We start from the raw sequence: 16,857 nt of genomic DNA on the forward strand, positions 1-16,857 counted from the left end.
GAAAGGACCACAGTGTCGAAAGTCGCAGTTGTCACTACCGGTGGCACCATCGCCAGCACCCGGGATGCGCATGGAATCAGCCGGCCCGCAATCACCGGTGCAGATCTGGTCGGCAACGAGCAGACCGACATCGAGCTTCGAGTCGTCGACGTGATGTCGAAGGACAGCTCGAGCATGACCTTCGCGGACATGGATCGTGTTCGCGACGCCGTAGCCGATCAATTGAAAGATCCCGGACTCGACTCGGTGGTCGTGCTTCACGGCACCGACACGATGGAGGAAACTGCGTTCTTGTTGGACCTGCACCACGACGACCAACGCCCGGTGGTCTTCACCGGCGCGCAGCGCACTTTCGACCATCCCGAATCCGACGCTCGTTCGAATCTCGCCGCGGCGATCTCAGCCGGACTGGACATCTCGTCACACGGGCGTGGTGTCCTCATCGCCTTCGGCGGTTCGGTCCATCCAGCCGCAGGTACGCGAAAGTCCGATACGACGGCACTCGATGCCTTCCGCCGCGTGCACATCGATCCGCTCCTGCTGCGTACTCCCGAACCATTGCCGTGGCATCCGATTTCGGACACCCGCGTCGACATCATCGCCGTGTATCCCGGGGCAGACCGCGTACAAATCGACGCCTGCGTGCACGCCGGGGCGCAGGGACTTGTTCTCGACGGACTCGGTTCGGGAAATGCCAATCCGACGATAGTCGAGGCCGTACGAGACTGCGTAGGCGCTCACATTCCGGTAGCCGTCACAACTCGGGTGCCCTCGGGGCCAATCTCCCCGGTTTACGGTGGCGGTGGTGGCGGGCACGACTTGATCGCCGCAGGCGCTGTATTTTCCACCGATCTTCGAGCCGGGCAGGCACGTGTACTTCTGGCAGCCTTGTTGTCAGATCCGGATCTCGTGGGCCTGGAAAAGGTATTCGACCGCTATTCGAGGTTTGCTCGCACCCCGCCGTTCGGGCGGTAGAACTGGCGACACCATTCATTGTTCGAAATTCACTTCACTAAATCAGGGACTTTGGTCCGAATTTTCGACTTGGACGCTTATTTGGTGTCCGAATTGGGTAGTTTCACATCATCTAACTCGTTCAAAATTTCGATCCAGCGGTCACGTCCAGTGCAGCCAGTCGAACAGGAGTCGGATGAGCAGCCCATTTCGTGATGCCGCTGCAGTAACGCTCGACGCGGCTCACCGCGTCGGGCAAGCGCACGTGCCAGGCGCCGCACTCAACGGTCGTTTTCACCCGCCAACTGCCGTGAAAGGACTGGTCGCGCGTCCGCGCCTGCACCGCAAACTCACCGCATCCACTGCCACCAAAGGCTCAGGCCCCGGGCCTGTCGGGTTGCTCTCGGCTCCGGCCGGTGCGGGGAAGACCCTACTTCTGGCCGATTGGGCTCGCGAATATTCTCGAGCCTCCCCTGATGTTGCGCTGGCCTGGCTGACGTTGGCCGAGCGCGACAACAACGTGTCGATACTGTGTGAATCCCTCGCCGAGGCGATCGCGACCTCCGTCGATGCGGCCGGCCAGAGGCTCCCCGTGCAGACCGGATCCAGGCCGCCCGTCGAGCAGTGGCTCGCGCACTTTGCGGAAACCCTCGAAACGCACGAGCGCCGAACAACGTTGATCCTCGACGACGTTCACACCCTCCACGATCCGATGTCGATCGGTCTCCTCGATCGGATACTCACACAGACCCCGGGCAACCTGTCGATTATCGTTGCCGCCCGCTACGAACCACCGCTCACGTGGCATCGTCTGGCTCTCGACGGCCGACTCACCCGCTTTGCATCCACCGATCTCGCTTTCGATCGCTCCGAGATCACCGCGATATTCGGCGAGTACGACATCACGCTGCGCGACGACGAACTCGCAATCGTCGAGAACTTCACCAAGGGGTGGGGCGCCGTCGTTCGCCTGACCGCCGCGTTTCTGGCCGGCCGCAGTGACATCGGCGATGCACTGGACGAGTTCACGCACACACCCCGCCCGATCGCCGACTTTCTCGTCGACGAGGTACTGACGTCCTTGCCCGAACATGTCACCTCGTTCATGTTGCGAACATCGGTAGTCGATTCTTTCTCCGCCCAACTGGCGGAAACTCTGACGGACTCGAACGCTCTATCCGAGATCGACTCGCTGATTCAGTTCAACTTCCCCGTGACCCGTACCGATTCCGCCGACCACACAACGTGGTTCAGCTATCACCCTCTCTTGCGCGAGCACCTTCGGGCAGAGTTCCGTCGCGTCGATCACGTCGAGAGAAACCGCGTACACCTGCGAGCAGCAAGCTGGTTCGAAAGCAATCACTTCGAACTCGAGGCGCTCGAACTCGAGGTGTCGATCGGAGACCCACACCGCATTCTCGCGTTTCTCGAACGCTGCGGGCTGGGCCTCGTACTCGACGGGCACTGCGGGGACGTCGTGCGAGTCCTGGAATCGGTGTCGACGCAGGTCTCGGAATCCCCGATCACCCGACTGGTGCTGGCGGCGGCCGCCCTCCACTCCGGTGACGTGACCTCGGCGACCACGTGCCTCGATCTTCTCGAGGCAACTCATCCACCGATTGCAGAAGATCCATTGTTCCTGGCGATGAGCCTGGAAATCTCCTGCGTTACGGCGACTTCCGACAACGAGCCGCTGGCGGCACGTCTGGAGCGGCGTCAGAAGAGCACCCACTCCGACATCGAAGCCTACGCACACATGGAATTGGCGACGGCACACTTACTGCGACGTGAGTTCGACAGGGCGACTGTCGAATACACTCAAGCCGTCGCACTCGGGACAATACGGGGCAGGGCGCGATTCGTCTTGAAGTCGCTGACCGGACTGGGCTACGTAGCTTCTCTCAGCGGAGACATCGGGGCGATGAGGGCTCACTCCGTCTACGCTCTCGACTACGCGGTCGAACATCGCATCACGACGACTGCGGAGTACGAGTTGTCCGCGTCGGTGGCCGCCTTTGCCACATATCTCTGCGCTTCGAGCGAACTCCCGTACCGCATCCCGACAATCGGAAACTACCGGAGCACAGACGTTCTCGGCGCCAGCGCGCCGGTGTTCGGGTGGCACTCCGTCGTAACCTTCGGCCTTCACGGTCTCGACGGCTCGACCGACCGACGCTCGACCGCCGCCGATGTCCGCGACGCGATGCTCAGCGCGATCGAATTACGTACCTTCGCGTTCGCGACCTTGGCTCTTCTACCACCCGTCGTCCACGCATGCCTTTCCGTCGGCGAGGTGGAATGGGCAGCGAGACTCGTGCGTGACGCAGCCGATCAATTCGGAGAAACGTCGGAGATACATCTCGCACGGGGTGCCGTCGCCTTCTCGTCCAACAAGTTCGCGGAAGCACTCGTCGAAGTTTCCGAAGCTCTCGGGTCCTCCGAAATCCCGTTGCTCGCACATCACGTCTACGCCTGGACACTCGAAGCCGGGATCCACGCTGCAACAGGTCACGAGCGCAAGTCGTTTCGCTCCCTCCACAAAGCGCTGCGCGCCGCGGAAGCCGGTAGCCTGCTACGCCCCTTCCTCGACTACGGCGCATCCCTGCGGCCGGTGTTCGACGAGTTCAGTGGACATTTCGGCGATCAGGAAGCATTTGCCGAACAGGTACGTAGCCGCATTCGCCCACAAGAATTGGTGAGTGCACCGATCCTCACGCCAGGCGAATACACCGTGCTCCGTGAACTGGCTTCCGGAGACACCACCGAGTCCATTGCCGACACGCTGTTCCTTTCCGTCAACACCATCAAGACGCATCTTCGCGGGATCTATCGCAAGTTGGAAGTGAGCAACCGACGCGACGCGCTCAAGGCTGCGCGACGCGGCGGACTCATCTGAGCAAGACTGCTTCCATGCCCCCGAAGCTGTATTCCGATACGCGCGATCGATTGACAGTGTGGGCGAGACGTACACCCAGTCGACGGTTGGCGACTGATGCAACCATCGGGGTCTTCGAAGTCGGGCTCGTGGACAGCGCCATGACTTTGGCGGCCCAGGCCTTTACGTCATTGCTCCCGGTCATGATTGCAGCGTCGACCTTGGAGAAGCTGAAGCCGTTGGCTGATGCCGCCAAAGACGACCTCGGCGTCCAACTCCCCGACACCGTATTGACCAGTACCTCTACCGCGGCAGCGTTCGGGATTGTCGGCTTGCTCATGCTGCTGATCAGTTCCACGTCCTACGCTCGCGCTCTCGGCCGGATGTACGGACGGATCTGGAGCGTGCCGACGGCGACACTCCGTCAGGCGTGGCGGTGGTTCGCGGTAGTGTGCGTCGTGGCCGCGTCGGTGGTCGGTGCGGCCCTGTGCCGTGAGCTGAATGGCGTTCCGGGAGTTGGCAGAGTCCTGGAATTCACAGCGGTCTACGTCGTGTGGGCACTCGTGTGGACAGCCGTGCCCATGCTGCTGACGGCCAATCGCATGACCACTCGAATGTGCGTCGGGTCAGGATTGCTCACCGCGACGGGCCTGACCGGACTGCACGTGGCCGGCACTCTTTTCCTCCCCCGAATGACAAAGACGTCGCAGGACGAGTTCGGTCTTCTGGGCGTGATGTTCACCGTCATCGGCTGGCTGTTCATCTTCTCGGCCATCGTGGTTGTCGCGTCGTCGATCGTCGGATCAGTGGCCAAAGATTCCGGTCCCCTGGGAATCTGGCTTCGGACATCACGCTGAGGTGTTGTCTCGACCTGCAAGCGCTTGCGAGACGGTCGGATAGACGTCGACCTTCAGCGCGCCCTGGTCGGCACCGGACAGAACGTCGCGGAACTGCCCGATGTCGCGTGCCACTCGGAAGCTCACATTCCTGCGTGCCAACGAATCTCGAAGCTGAGCCAACATCTGCGCAGCGCTGACGTCGATGAACGGTGACGTCTCGGCGTCGAGAACGACCATGGTGGTGCCGGCGGTCACCAGACCGGTGATCTGATCACGCACGTGATCGGCATTGGCGAAGAACATCCCCGCTTCGACCCTGACCACTACGACGCCGTCGAGTGTCTTCAGATCAGGATGCCCACTGATGTCGACCCAGCGCGTGCCGTCCTTGGCCAGAGCAGCCACGTGCGGTTTGGAGACTCGATACAGGAGCAGCAACATCGAGACGGCGATTCCGATGATCAGACCGGGCAACGTGTCGAAGAGGAGAACCCCGAACATCGCCGCGATCGCCGCGGCGAAATCGGCCCGGGCAGCGTGCCCGTAGATACTGCCCAACCTCTTCGTCCACACCCGGTACAGCGCTGCGAGAGAGGAGAAATCGACCAGTTCGATCACTGCTGCGATGACCACAGCCGAGAGCGTCGCCTCTGGCAACTTCTCGAACAGGCCGGTGAGAAACAGCAGTGTCACCAGCGTCAGTGCCGCGACCACCAGTCCGCTGACCTGAGATTTGGCGCCCGCTCCTCCGTTGACGGCGGTCTTCGACAGGCTGCCGTTGACCACCATTCCCGAGCAGAGACCCGATCCGAGATTGGCCGCACCCAGTCCTGCCAGTTCACGATTCGCGTCGATGGTGTAGCCGGCCTTGGCCGCGTATGTCTTTGCAGCGCCAAGACCTTCGGCGAAACCGATGAGCAGAACGCCGACCGCCGGTCCGACCAGGTCGAGGTAGTCCTCGGCTCCCACACCACTCGGCAGACCCATCGACGGCAGGCCCGAGTCGATGTGTCCGACAATGTCGATGCCACGATCGTCGAGGCCGAACAACGCTACTGCGGTAATGCCCAGCAGCACGACGAGGAGCGAACCCGGTACGAGCGGAAGCCATCGCTTGACGCCCAGGACCATTGCCAGGCTGAGCAATCCGATGATCACGGTCGGTAGGTCGACCTCACCCAGTTCCTTCACCACTGTCCACGTCTGGACGAAGAAGTTTCCCTCCCCCTTGTCCACGCCCAGGAGTTTGGGTACTTGACCGATGATGATCGTGAGCGCCAGACCGACGATGAATCCCTTGAGAACCGGCTCGGAGATGAAGGACGCGATGAATCCGAGGCGCATGAATCCTGCGAGCAGTCGGACGAGCCCGGTCACGATCGCCAATGCCGCCGACAGCGCGATGAATCGGCCGTCGTTTCCTGAAGCCAATGGCGCAATCATCGCCGCGGACAACGCTGCGGTCGCCGACATCGGCCCGACGATCAGATGGCGCGAACTGCCGGCTGCTGCATACAGAATCAATGACGGAACCGCAGCATAAAGCCCGACCACCGGCGGAACTCCGGCGATGGTGGCGTACGCGAGCGCTTCCGGAACAAGGACAGCCCACACCGTAAGGCCCGCAATGATGTCGGGGCGAAGCCAAGCGCGTTGATAGTCGGACAACGATCCGAAGACCCACCAGGTCCGCGTGTGCGGAGCACTCATAGTCCTTGCACCCCTTTACTGATCTGCATCGCCGCGATCAGGACGAGGAGCCCGACGTTCAGCAAGTGCGTGTTGGTGGCTATCCAGGTGCGGATCTTCAGCAGCGGTTCGGTTGCCTCGTCCTTCTTGATCAGCAGGAGGGCAACAGGTACCGCGACCGAGGTCACGGACACCAACGAGAAGATCACGGCCGAGACGATCTGCGACGTCGGTGCCACGGTGCTGAGACGAAGGTTCATCGCTGCTGCGATGGCACACGACATGTCGATGGGGTTGAGAACGAACAGCGCGAAACCGAGCACACCGGATCGCATTGGTTGGAAGTGCTCAACCGATTGCAGCATCTTCGGCAGCTGAGGGGCCGCAGCCACAACGTCGCCAGGGGCAACTGCAGCCGCCATCGCCTGAACCCCGCGACGACTGCGTGAGTAGACGAACCAGGCACCCGCCAGCAGAGTTGCCCCGAGAACGAGATGGATGATGGGCACCCACAGCGGAGGGTGTGTGCGCTGATGAACCTGGAGTGCGGTCAAGATGACGTACGAACCGGCCAGCGCGACAACTATTCCGAGATACCACCCGATCAAGTACGCAATGCTGTTGATACGCGCTCGTTCGGAAAACAGTACGGCCACAACGGCGACAACCGCCAGCGGGCTCATGATGATCCCGAGCGCCAGCGGGATCTGTTGCAGTAGCAGCGATCCCATAACTACCTCCAGTTGTCAGAGACCGCCGATGCCCTTGCCGATGAGAACAACACCAATAACCAGGATCAACACACTCATCACCGTGGCGTTGTTTTCCTGCAACCACACCTTCAGCTTGGCCAGCGGACCACGCAGTCGCTCCGCGGCAACGAGGTAGCCGATCACGGGCACGCACACTGTGCAGGCCGCGATGATCGTGAAAACCAGAATGGCGACAACAACTTCTCCGGAGCCCAATGACGCGGATCCGATCGAGATTCCGGCCGCGATACACATCATCAGATTCTTCGGATTGATCGCAGCCAGAGCGAAGCCCAAGCCGAGGCCTTTGACAGCGGTCATGTCATCGATGGCGTGCATCCACTTCGGGGTTTCGTGCTCGCCTCCGCGTCCGCGCCATTGCTTGACTCCGAACGCAAGAAGCAATACACCCAACGCCAGCTTGATCCACGACACTGTCGCTGACGGATCACCTTCGGAGTCACCGAGCTTGCTGGACAGAAGCACGAAGATCACGGTGGCGACGACGATTCCCAGTATCCAGCCCAGCGCGAACCCGACGCTCGTGCTGCCGGCACGCTTGGACAACAACATCAAGATTGCCGCGATGATCGGGATCGGCGATACCGCAACGCCGACCGCGAGGGGTAACAGATCCCCGATGACAGATCCCATGCCGACCTCTTCTCTCTCCCGGTCGACACTAGGGGTGGCGACTCTACGGAGCCTCACACAAAAGGGATGAACGGACCCGCGACGACATTCACCCGTAGGGGATGACGCCCCGAGCGCGTACGGGAGTAAGACTGGATCCCACGGATGCGGAGTCCTGGATCGGGCAGCGACGCCGATTGCACTTGACGACATGCGATTTCGAGGCTCGGAGCGCTGCCTTCTCGAACCTCATGGCCCTACGAAATGGAGCGGATACTGATGAATGCTCCCACTCGGTATCAATTCCTCATCGACGGCGAAGTGTCGGACCGCGTCAAGGCCGCATTTCCTGAACTCAGTGTCGCCAGTGCCGCCGGCGGGTTCACCAGTTTGTACGGACCCGTCGCGGACCACACGGCTATGCGGAGCATCATGGCCCGTCTCGATTCCCTCGGCCTGACCGTCGCCGAAATGCGTCGACTCCCAGACTGATCCGAGCCACACCCTGTCGAAATGTCCCACGCACGAGCGATGGTCCCGACCGAGTCGACTCGGTCGGGACCAACTGCTCTCGGGTTGTTCGGTGCCTAGACTCTGTCCCTGTCCCAGGTCGCGACCGCCCAGATCACAACGACATCGAGCGCGATGACCAGGATCGACCACAGTGGGTAATACGGCATCCACAAGAAGTTGGCGATGATCGAGAGCGACGCAATGACGATTGCCGCCGCCCTGGCCCACACTGCACCGGTGAAGAGGCCGAGGGCCACCACGATCCCGATGATGCCCAAGATGATGTGGATCCAACCCCACGTCGTGATGTCGAACTTGTACGTGTAGTTGATACCCACGACAAACAGATTGTTGTCGGCAACGGCCGCGATGCCCTGAAGCAGAGCGACAATGCCTGCGGTGAGCAGCAGAATTGCTGCTGCAAACGTCGTACCTACCGCGAAACCCTGCCGGACAGGGTGATTCGCGGGTTCCCGCGGTGGAGCAGTCATCAGCGTTCCTTTCGACAGAATGCACTTCCCTTACTCAGTCTCGAGGGGCTGGAAGGCGAAAACATCACCCGTCGCGGATGAACCGCAGGTCACCGACCCGTACCCGTTTGCCGGGATCGCAAACCAATGTTGGCAGACTGGCACTGTGCAACACACCGTAGTCGTGATCACCGATATCTATGCTCCACCGGCGGTGATCTTCGATCTCGAACTCGACATGGACGAACACTCGGCCTCGCTCCGCGCAACAGATGAGGTGGCAGTCCCGAGTACGGGTAGATCGACGCTGGGAGAGGGCGACGAGGTGTCGTTCACTGCTCGGCATCTCGGGTGGAGATTCTCGATGACAAGCCGGATCACGCAGTACAACCGTCCGTACTCGTTCACAGACGAGCAGGTCCGCGGCCCGTTTGCCGCAATGCGGCACGAGCATGTCTTCGACGTTCAGCCGGGTGGGTGGACGCGGATGCATGACCGCTTCACGGTTACGGCCCCCTTCGGGGCGCTCGGACACCTGGCGCTGAGGTTGGCTGTCGGCCCGTATCTGCGGCGCCTTCTCGAGCAACGCGCCGCGCACATCAAGGGCCGCGCAGAAGTCGGCACGCCTTTCATCGAGTGAACACCCGCTCTGACGCACCGCAGCGAGTGCTCACTCGACAAAACCTGTGTTCACTCAGCAGCAGTCGCACTCGTCACCGCTCTCGGGCACAGCCACAACCGGGCAGCACGGATCGCCCTTCCACGCGTTGATGCCTTCTTTCACCGCGATGACGGCGATGACCAGTGCAGCAATCGGATCCGCCCACGACCAGCCGAGTACCGAATTGAGCAGCAAACCGACCAGCAAGACCGCAGAAAGGTAGGTACAGAGGAGCGTCTGCTTCGAATCCGCGACCGCCGACAGCGAACCCAACTCCCGACCGGCTCGGCGTTGCGCATAGGACAGGGCCGGCATGATCGCCAAACTCACCGCAGCCAAGAGTATTCCGACGCTCGTGTGCTGAGCTTCCCCCAGACCGAACAGCGACCGAATCGCGTCGAACGAGACATACGCAGCGAGCCCGAAGAACGAGAATGCGATCACTCGCAGTGCCGCCTTCTCACGGCTCGTCGGATCCGGCGCCGAGAACTGCCAGGCAACAGCTGCCGCCGAGGACACTTCGATCACCGAATCGAGGCCGAAACCGAACAGTGCTGCGGACGACACCCGTGTGCCCTCCGCCAGCGCGATGATCGCTTCGACGACGTTGTAGCTGATCGTGATCGCCACGAAGATGCGAATTCTTCTCGACAAGAGCGCACGCCGGTAAGTCGAGAGCCCGACACCGTCAACGGGCGCAACCATCAGCAGCACCCCTCTGATTCGCTGTCCGGGCAGTACGACGGATCCACCGCGAGTACGACCCCGAGCAGGTCGTCGAGGGCCCGACCGATATGTACATCGGCGAGTTCGTATCTGGTCCGGCGCCCTTCCGGGACGGCCACCACCAAGCCACAACCGCGCAGGCACGCCAGATGGTTGGACAGCTTCTGCCTGGTCACAGCCAGCGTTTCAGCGAGGTCGGACGGATACCGCGGTGCGGTCTTCAGTTCGAGCAGTATCCGTGTCCGAGTCTCGTCGGACAGTGCATGCCCGAACCTCGCAAGCACCGCCACGTTGGTCACCACATCTACGCCCTCGATATCCATACGTGCGACAGTACATCGAAAACTGGATTCAGAAAACGATGAACTCCGATGGTTCAAGATCCCACCATCGGGTAACGCAAGCGTGAAGCCACCCAACCAAGCGAACACCGGGAGCCCACATCCGATGAACCGTACAAAAGTCGACGACCACGTAGCGATGGCCGAACTACCGACAACCGGAAGCATCTTCCAGGCCTCGTGGCCGGTGCGTACGGGTGACATCCACACCGACAAACAACTGCGCCTCGACGCGATCGCGCGCTACCTCCAAGACGCGGGCTTCGACAATCTCGTCGACCGCGGCGCCATGGATACACACCCGCTGTGGATGGTACGAAGAACGGTGATCGATGTACTCGAACCGGTCGTCTGGCCGGATCGAGTTCATCTGCAGCGCTGGTGTTCAGGCCTGTCGAACAAGTGGTGTTCGATGCGAGTTCGCATCAGATCCGATGGCGGCGGGTTGATCGAAACCGAGGCGTTCTGGATCAACATCGACCCGAAGACGGGAATGCCGGCATCCATCAGTGAGAAGTTCACCGCCGCCCTGGCATCAACGGCCGTGGACCAGCATCTTCACTGGCGTCGGTGGATCGACCCGACCCCGGACACGACGCCGTCAGCGGATACGCCGTTCCCGTTGCGCTCGAGCGATTTCGACCCCTTCGATCACGTGAACAACGCAATCTACTGGCAGCCCGTGGAAGATGCGCTGCCCGACAGATTACGAAGCGGGCCCTTTCGCGCGATCCTCGAGTACACCCAGCCCATCAAGAGAGGTGAGCAGGTGAGCGTGCGAACCGGCACGAACACGCTGCACATCGACGCAGGCGACGAGGCACGTGCGTCGGCGCGGTGGTTCGCCTTGTCTCCGAAGAGCAACGATCAGGGGTGAAGTTTTCCGAATCCCACGACGGCAGAGTCGGATTGCCAGTCCAGATCATGAACCCGCACCTTGCCGAACTCGTTGCCGCCAACCGTGATCGCAGAGTTGCCGTCCACTGCCACAACGATGTTGGTGTGCTGACCGACCCATCTCGAACTGTCGTAGATCACCACATCACCCACATTCGGGGTGTACCCGCTGCCGTTCTCGGCGTACGCGCCGATCCCTTGGTAATACTCCTGCAAGGTGTACACCCCCGGGATGCGCCAACTTCCGGAGTTCGGGTTGGACAACGGTCGACCCGCTTCCCTCATGATCCAGCTGACGAAGTCGGCGCACCACTCTTCGTCGATGCCGTCGGAATAGAAGGTGCCCGGACGGTCCTGCTCATGCTCGGATTGCAGTAGCTCGAGCACCCGACCTTGATCCGACGTGAGCGCACTCGCGTCCACCGCCGGGAACTCAGCCGTGTCCCAGGGCAGGTACCGCGATGGTGCGACCGCGACGACCACCACCCCAACCACGATCACGACGCCGAGCACCCCGGCAATCCAGAGCACGATGCGGCGTCGGCGGTTCGATTCGGCAGGACTCACCCCTACGAGTGTGCCAGCCTGCCGCGGACCGAATCGCCAACCACCCCGATGACCTGGCAATTCTCACCAAATTCACACGAATGTGCCACCAAACTATTGCGGTGGCACCAAAGTGGTGCCATAGTGATGCCATGGACTTGACACCGTACGTAGACAACCTTCGCCACGAACTCGCGGTGGCGGCCGAAGCAGGCGGAGAAGACGCAAAGGCACTCGCCGATCGTTTGACCGCACCGCTGGAATCAGCAGTGCGACTCACCCTTCTCGACGCATTGTCTGCGGCAGCCGCCGAGATCACGCGTGACCTCGCCCCGGGTTCGGTGGACCTGCGCCTGCGGGGACGCGAACCCGAATTCGTGGTGGCACCAGCCATCAGTGAACCGGTTCCAGCCCCCGTCGAAGAGGACCCGACTCCGGCACCGCGCCCCGTCACGGAGTCCGACGACGCCTCGATGACTCGAATCAACCTGCGGCTGGGGCAAGACCTCAAAGACCGGATCGAGGCGGCGGCCCGGGAAGCCGGTATCTCCGTCAACGCGTGGCTGGTTCGCTCGGCTGCAACGGCTCTGGAAGGCGGCGCGAACAGAAGCACTCCGAGACAGCGCACGTCCCAAGGTTCCGAAAGCTTCAGCGGCTGGGTGCACTGACACCGGCTTCATCTTTCGCACCACCCTCTTTCATCAACCGAGACAACCTCATCGGGAGTATCACCATGCCTACATTCAGCACACCTGACCCCATCACCTTGAACTTCGACGTGGCAGTCGCACACATCCGGATCACGGCGAGCAGCCGCAACGACACTGTCGTGGAAGTGTTGCCCAGCAACTCGTCTCGCGAGGTCGACGTTCGAGTCGCCGAACAAACACGCGTCGAATTCGCAGGTGGCCGGCTGCAGATCAAGACTCCGAAACAGCGCGGCCTCGGCATCTTCGGGAAGACAGGATCTGTGGACATCTCCGTTCAGCTTCCCTCCGGCTCGGAACTCGAAGGCACTGCTGCAGTTGCCAACCTCCGTAGCGAAGGCACTCTCGGACGAACACGGGTGAAGGTTTCCGCGGGCGATTGCACACTGGAAACCACCGGGCCGCTCAACATCAGCACCGGGGCCGGCGCGATCATCGTCGAGCACGTGGCCGGTGACATCGACACGAGCACCGGGTCCGGAAGCATCCGCATCGGCCGCGTCGACGGCAACGCGGAGGTCAAGAACTCCAACGGCGACATCAACATCGGCACGATCACCGGCGCACTGAAGGCGAAGACCGCCAACGGCAGTGTCGCCGTCGAGCACGCCGAATCCGATGCGAGCGCCGCAACCGCCAACGGCGACATCCGTTTCGAGACCATCGAGAGTGGAGTCGTATCCGCCAAGACGGCCGCCGGGCGAATCCATATCGGCGTTCGATCCGGAACCGCCGCACGATTCGACGCTCATACGTCCTTCGGCCGCGTCGACAACCAGATGAATGCCACGCACGGTCCGGCTTCCACTGAACGCCGGGTAGACGTCCGGGCACACACCAGCTACGGCGACATCGTCATTCGACGTTCGGAGCCTCGAGAAGAATCCAACAAGAAGATCTAGCGAAAGGAACGCTGATGTCCCGTAAACCAGCCATCACCGCGACGGGCCTGAAGAAGGCCTACGACGACAAGACGGTACTGGACGGAATCGACATCTCCGTCGACCGCGGAACCGTCTTTGCGCTCCTCGGCCCCAACGGCGCCGGCAAGACCACCATGGTGGAAATTCTCTCGACCCTCGTTCCGGCAGACGGCGGCAACATCCGCATCGCCGGGTACAACCCTTCCGACGATCCCGACGCGGTGCGTTCGCGCATCGGCGTCACCGGGCAGTTCTCAGCGGTCGACGACTATCTGTCCGGTGAGGAAAACCTTCTCCTCATGGCCGACCTGCACCATCTCGGCAAGGACGAACGTCGAACGCGCACTGACGAACTCCTGGAGAAGTTCGATCTGATCGACTCCGCGGACAAGCTGGCGTCGACCTACTCGGGCGGCATGCGTCGACGGCTCGACCTGGCAATGACGTTGATCGGGGGGCCGGAGATCATCTTCCTGGACGAACCCACCACCGGTCTCGACCCCCGGAGTCGACGCACCATGTGGCAGATCATCCGGGAGTTGGTCGAGGGCGGTGTCACCATCTTCCTCACGACGCAATACCTCGAGGAAGCCGATCAGCTGGCCGACCACATCGCCGTCCTCGATCAGGGACGGATCGTCGCCCAAGGTACGGCAGCGGAACTCAAACGGCACATCCCCGGCGGCCACATTCGTCTTCACTTCTTCGACCGAGATCAGCTCGATTCTGCTGCAGCTGTTTTCGACGAATCATCACGTGACGATGCCGCCTACGTCCTCCAGGTCCCCAGCGACGGGGGTGTCCGCTCGCTGCGCTCTCTTCTCGACCAACTCGACGCTCACTCGATCGACGTCAAGGAACTCTCCGTGCACACACCCGACCTGGACGACGTGTTCCTGACTCTGACCGCCACCGAAAGGACCGACGCGCGATGACCACCATGACGCTTGCCTATCAGGACTCGAAAACCATGCTGCGTCGCAGCATTCGACACATCCTTCGATATCCGTCGATGACGGTGATGCTCGTCGGAATGCCAGTCGTTTTCCTACTGCTGTTCGTCTACGTGCTCGGCGGAACGCTCGGGAACGGCCTCGGCCCCGGCGGTGGCGGCCGAGCCGAGTATGTCAATTACGTTGCACCGGCGATTATTCTGATGACCGTGGCATCAGCGGCACAAGGTACTGCCATCTCCGTCGCAACCGATATGACCGCCGGGATCATTGCACGATTCCGAACGATGGCGATCACGCGCACGTCCGTCCTGACCGGTCACGTTCTCGGCAGCCTCCTTCAGACGATCGTGAGCCTCGTTGTCGTCATCGCCGTAGCGATAGCCGTCGGCTTCCGGCCCACTGCAGGCTTCGTGGAGTGGGCCGCGACGTTTGCACTCCTCGTCCTGGTCTCCATCGCCATGATCTGGTTGTCGGTCGCCTTCGGCCTCGTCAGCAAGAGTGTCGAGACGGCCAGCAACCTTCCAATGGTGTTGATCCTCTTGCCGTTCCTGGGAAGCGGCTTTGTCCCCACCGACTCGATGCCGACCGTGTTGCGATGGTTCGCCGAGTATCAGCCGTTCACTCCGATCATCGAGACTCTTCGAGGACTTCTTCTCGGCGAAGCCATCGGAAACAACGCGATACTCGCGATCGGATGGTGCGTCGCAATCACCTTCCTCTCCTACCTCTGGGCACGGAGTTTGTTCAACCGACGCCCGGTGCGCTGACCTCGAAACACACGATCTTCGAGAACAGGTACGGTGTCGCTGTCGTCGAGTTCCGAGGCGATGGCGACGTCGTGTGGAAACCCCATGGCGATCAACTCACGTCCTGAGGCACAGTCCCGCAGGCGGTCCTCGTACGAATCCGCCACCGCCGCCCACGCATCCGCCGCCATCCGAGCCTCGGGCGATACGTGGCCGTCCCAACCAGCAGCGGTCAGCGCCGTGACAACCGCACCGGCACCCCACAGATCCTCCACCGCCGGGCGCAACTCTCCACCGGGCCACTTCTCCCCGGATGCGACTATCGCAACCCGCGATCCCGGACCATGTTCGTGCACAATCCAATCCGCGACGGCATAAGCGTTCCTCAAGGAAGCGCCGACACACACCGCAACCTCGGACGCCAACGCAAACGCGATAGTCGACCCGTTCGGAGACGGCAGCACCAGCCGACTCGACACCTCGGTCTCGCGAATCGTCTTGGGAGACAGACTGATCTGACCCTCTCTGGCCACACTTCGCCGTACAGCCAGAACCGCATCGGCATCACGCGCGTAGTCGACCGCACTCTCGTCATTCCAGGAAAAGGGAAGTACGTCGATTCCCGCGTCGGCGGCAACGCTCAGCGTCGTCGTGAACGAGAGAACGTCTACCACCACTGCCACATCGACGCCGGCAGCAATCGCTTCGGCGCCGCGCAACCCCCAGTCGAATCGAAGTCCGTAATCGAGTTGGCGATGCTCCGGATTCATCGCACCAGCATCTCAGAAACGAATCAGCTTGTCCGGCACGCGCAAGTCATCGTGCTCGTACAGTGCTCGCACGGCAACGGGATCGTCGGCGGCGCACACCGCGGCGACATCGTCCAACAGTAGGTCGTAGTCGGCGCCTGTCTTTCCGTCGTAGGCGTCCGTCATACGACCCCACTCGTCCCACGGCAGAGTTTCGACCTTGTTCATCGCGGCAAGATCCTTCACTGCGTTGCCGCGGATCTCGGCAGGCCCCCAGTTCTCGGTGCCGTACACCCCGAACTGGGACCCGTCGATCACGCCGCGTCGATACGCCAGCCACGCCTCACCACCACTGAGGAATTCTCCCGGCTGCAGGTTATGGGCGTGAGGAAGGACGTTTTGTCCGAGGATCTCCGAATCGATGCGGATCCACCGCTTGCCGGCGTCGTCCCAGTACTCGGTGATCCAGTGGTCCACGCCCTGTCCCGGTTGAAAGTAGGTGGCAAAACCACAGCGGACGCGAGCGGCAATTCCGCGATAGCGCAGAAACGCACAACTCAAAACAGCAAAGTGCCGACAGGTTCCGACGAGCCGCTTGTCGGGTTCTCGGGCGGAGGTCACCGGTGCCGGATCGAGCGCAAGCAGGCGTTGAAGCAGAACGCTTGCCGGCCGGATCTGGTTTTCGTCGAATCGGTCGGTGGGCAGATTCAGCGACCGTGCATCGGTGGGTTGGACCACCAGGTACGGCACTACCCGGCATATTTGCATGGGGTCGGTGGGGAGCGACTCGAGGGCGAGCATGTCCACCCCGTCGATGCGGGTGAACGGTCCTGCTGATGTGTAGTCGAGAACCGCCGTCATGGGCGGAGGTTAACAAACA

General features: G+C 61.6%; 19 protein-coding genes. 10 read left to right on the forward strand and 9 right to left on the reverse strand.

The annotated features are described in order from the left end of the window. Nucleotides 1-12 precede the first annotated feature (12 nt). From G9U53_RS05795 to G9U53_RS05805, 3 genes are all read left to right on the forward strand, one after another. Nucleotides 13-975 (forward strand): asparaginase, encoded by a 963-nt coding sequence (locus G9U53_RS05795; protein ID WP_007730395.1) that lies wholly within the window; start codon nt 13-15, stop codon nt 973-975. Between the two features lie 175 nt (nt 976-1,150). Continuing rightward, nucleotides 1,151-3,850 carry a LuxR C-terminal-related transcriptional regulator gene (locus G9U53_RS05800; protein ID WP_165638438.1) on the forward strand — a complete coding sequence of 900 codons (2,700 nt, stop codon included), beginning with the start codon at nt 1,151-1,153 and terminating at the stop codon, nt 3,848-3,850. Between the two features lie 14 nt (nt 3,851-3,864). Then, entirely contained in the window at nt 3,865-4,686 is an 822-nt protein-coding gene (locus G9U53_RS05805) for a hypothetical protein (protein WP_003942972.1), read from the forward strand. Here the strand turns inward: G9U53_RS05805 and G9U53_RS05810 are convergent. From G9U53_RS05810 to G9U53_RS05820, 3 genes are read right to left on the reverse strand one after another with little or no spacing between them, the layout of a single operon-like run. Further along, nucleotides 4,678-6,378 (reverse strand): SulP family inorganic anion transporter, encoded by a 1,701-nt coding sequence (locus G9U53_RS05810; protein WP_165638439.1) that lies wholly within the window; start codon nt 6,376-6,378, stop codon nt 4,678-4,680. The genes G9U53_RS05805 and G9U53_RS05810 overlap by 9 nt on opposite strands. Further along, nucleotides 6,375-7,088: a GAP family protein gene (locus tag G9U53_RS05815; RefSeq protein ID WP_042451601.1), complete on the reverse strand. Its 714-nt coding sequence runs from the start codon at nt 7,086-7,088 to the stop codon at nt 6,375-6,377. Before G9U53_RS05815 ends, G9U53_RS05810 begins: the two co-directional genes overlap by 4 nt. A 15-nt stretch (nt 7,089-7,103) precedes the next feature. Further along, complete coding sequence (locus tag G9U53_RS05820; RefSeq protein ID WP_007730384.1) at nt 7,104-7,763, reverse strand: GAP family protein; 660 nt, start codon at nt 7,761-7,763, stop codon at nt 7,104-7,106. 258 nt (nt 7,764-8,021) lie between these two features. Here G9U53_RS05820 and G9U53_RS05825 point away from each other — a divergent pair, with 258 nt between their 5' ends. Next, nucleotides 8,022-8,234 (forward strand): hypothetical protein, encoded by a 213-nt coding sequence (locus G9U53_RS05825; RefSeq protein ID WP_003943015.1) that lies wholly within the window; start codon nt 8,022-8,024, stop codon nt 8,232-8,234. Nucleotides 8,235-8,329: 95 nt separating this feature from the next. Here G9U53_RS05825 and G9U53_RS05830 read toward each other — a convergent pair whose 3' ends face one another. Then, entirely contained in the window at nt 8,330-8,746 is a 417-nt protein-coding gene (locus G9U53_RS05830) for a hypothetical protein (protein ID WP_003943077.1), read from the reverse strand. Nucleotides 8,747-8,891: 145 nt separating this feature from the next. Between G9U53_RS05830 and G9U53_RS33440 the strand changes: the two genes are divergently transcribed. Continuing rightward, nucleotides 8,892-9,365, forward strand: a complete 474-nt coding sequence (locus tag G9U53_RS33440) for an SRPBCC family protein (RefSeq protein ID WP_064688140.1) — start codon at nt 8,892-8,894, stop codon at nt 9,363-9,365. Nucleotides 9,366-9,419: 54 nt separating this feature from the next. Here G9U53_RS33440 and G9U53_RS05840 read toward each other — a convergent pair whose 3' ends face one another. Both G9U53_RS05840 and G9U53_RS05845 read right to left on the reverse strand, forming a co-directional pair. Beyond that, a complete protein-coding gene (locus tag G9U53_RS05840) occupies nt 9,420-10,091 on the reverse strand; it encodes a cation transporter (RefSeq protein WP_207624041.1) in 672 nt (223 codons plus the stop codon). After that, nucleotides 10,091-10,435, reverse strand: coding sequence for a metalloregulator ArsR/SmtB family transcription factor (locus tag G9U53_RS05845; protein WP_007730375.1), 345 nt, complete (start codon nt 10,433-10,435; stop codon nt 10,091-10,093). Before G9U53_RS05845 ends, G9U53_RS05840 begins: the two co-directional genes overlap by 1 nt. A 124-nt stretch (nt 10,436-10,559) precedes the next feature. Here G9U53_RS05845 and G9U53_RS05850 point away from each other — a divergent pair, with 124 nt between their 5' ends. Further along, nucleotides 10,560-11,330: an acyl-ACP thioesterase domain-containing protein gene (locus G9U53_RS05850; RefSeq protein ID WP_003943026.1), complete on the forward strand. Its 771-nt coding sequence runs from the start codon at nt 10,560-10,562 to the stop codon at nt 11,328-11,330. Here the strand turns inward: G9U53_RS05850 and G9U53_RS05855 are convergent. Further along, on the reverse strand, nt 11,321-11,917 hold the full coding sequence (locus tag G9U53_RS05855) for a CHAP domain-containing protein (protein WP_003943124.1): 597 nt from the start codon (nt 11,915-11,917) through the stop codon (nt 11,321-11,323). The genes G9U53_RS05850 and G9U53_RS05855 overlap by 10 nt on opposite strands. Before the next feature lie 131 nt (nt 11,918-12,048). Between G9U53_RS05855 and G9U53_RS05860 the strand changes: the two genes are divergently transcribed. The 4 genes from G9U53_RS05860 (at nt 12,049) to G9U53_RS05875 (ending at nt 15,249) form a co-directional block, all read left to right on the forward strand. Then, a complete protein-coding gene (locus tag G9U53_RS05860) occupies nt 12,049-12,564 on the forward strand; it encodes a toxin-antitoxin system HicB family antitoxin (protein WP_007730367.1) in 516 nt (171 codons plus the stop codon). Between the two features lie 65 nt (nt 12,565-12,629). Beyond that, nucleotides 12,630-13,505: a DUF4097 family beta strand repeat-containing protein gene (locus tag G9U53_RS05865; RefSeq protein ID WP_165638441.1), complete on the forward strand. Its 876-nt coding sequence runs from the start codon at nt 12,630-12,632 to the stop codon at nt 13,503-13,505. A gap of 14 nt (nt 13,506-13,519) precedes the next feature. After that, entirely contained in the window at nt 13,520-14,461 is a 942-nt protein-coding gene (locus G9U53_RS05870) for an ATP-binding cassette domain-containing protein (RefSeq protein ID WP_165638442.1), read from the forward strand. Next, the gene (locus G9U53_RS05875) at nt 14,458-15,249 is read left to right on the forward strand and encodes an ABC transporter permease (protein WP_054780764.1); all 792 of its coding nucleotides are present in this window, start codon (nt 14,458-14,460) and stop codon (nt 15,247-15,249) included. The genes G9U53_RS05870 and G9U53_RS05875 overlap by 4 nt, the downstream gene beginning before the upstream one ends. On the opposite strand, the gene G9U53_RS05880 is transcribed toward G9U53_RS05875, so the two are convergent. Further along, entirely contained in the window at nt 15,204-15,998 is a 795-nt protein-coding gene (locus tag G9U53_RS05880) for a 2-phosphosulfolactate phosphatase (RefSeq protein WP_165638443.1), read from the reverse strand. The two genes, G9U53_RS05875 and G9U53_RS05880, sit on opposite strands and share 46 nt — an antisense overlap. Before the next feature lie 12 nt (nt 15,999-16,010). Next, complete coding sequence (locus G9U53_RS05885; RefSeq protein ID WP_030536164.1) at nt 16,011-16,838, reverse strand: transglutaminase domain-containing protein; 828 nt, start codon at nt 16,836-16,838, stop codon at nt 16,011-16,013. Nucleotides 16,839-16,857 lie beyond the last annotated feature (19 nt).

This window comes from Rhodococcus sp. D-46 (assembly GCF_011290655.1).
GTDB lineage: Bacteria > Actinomycetota > Actinomycetes > Mycobacteriales > Mycobacteriaceae > Rhodococcus_F > Rhodococcus_F qingshengii.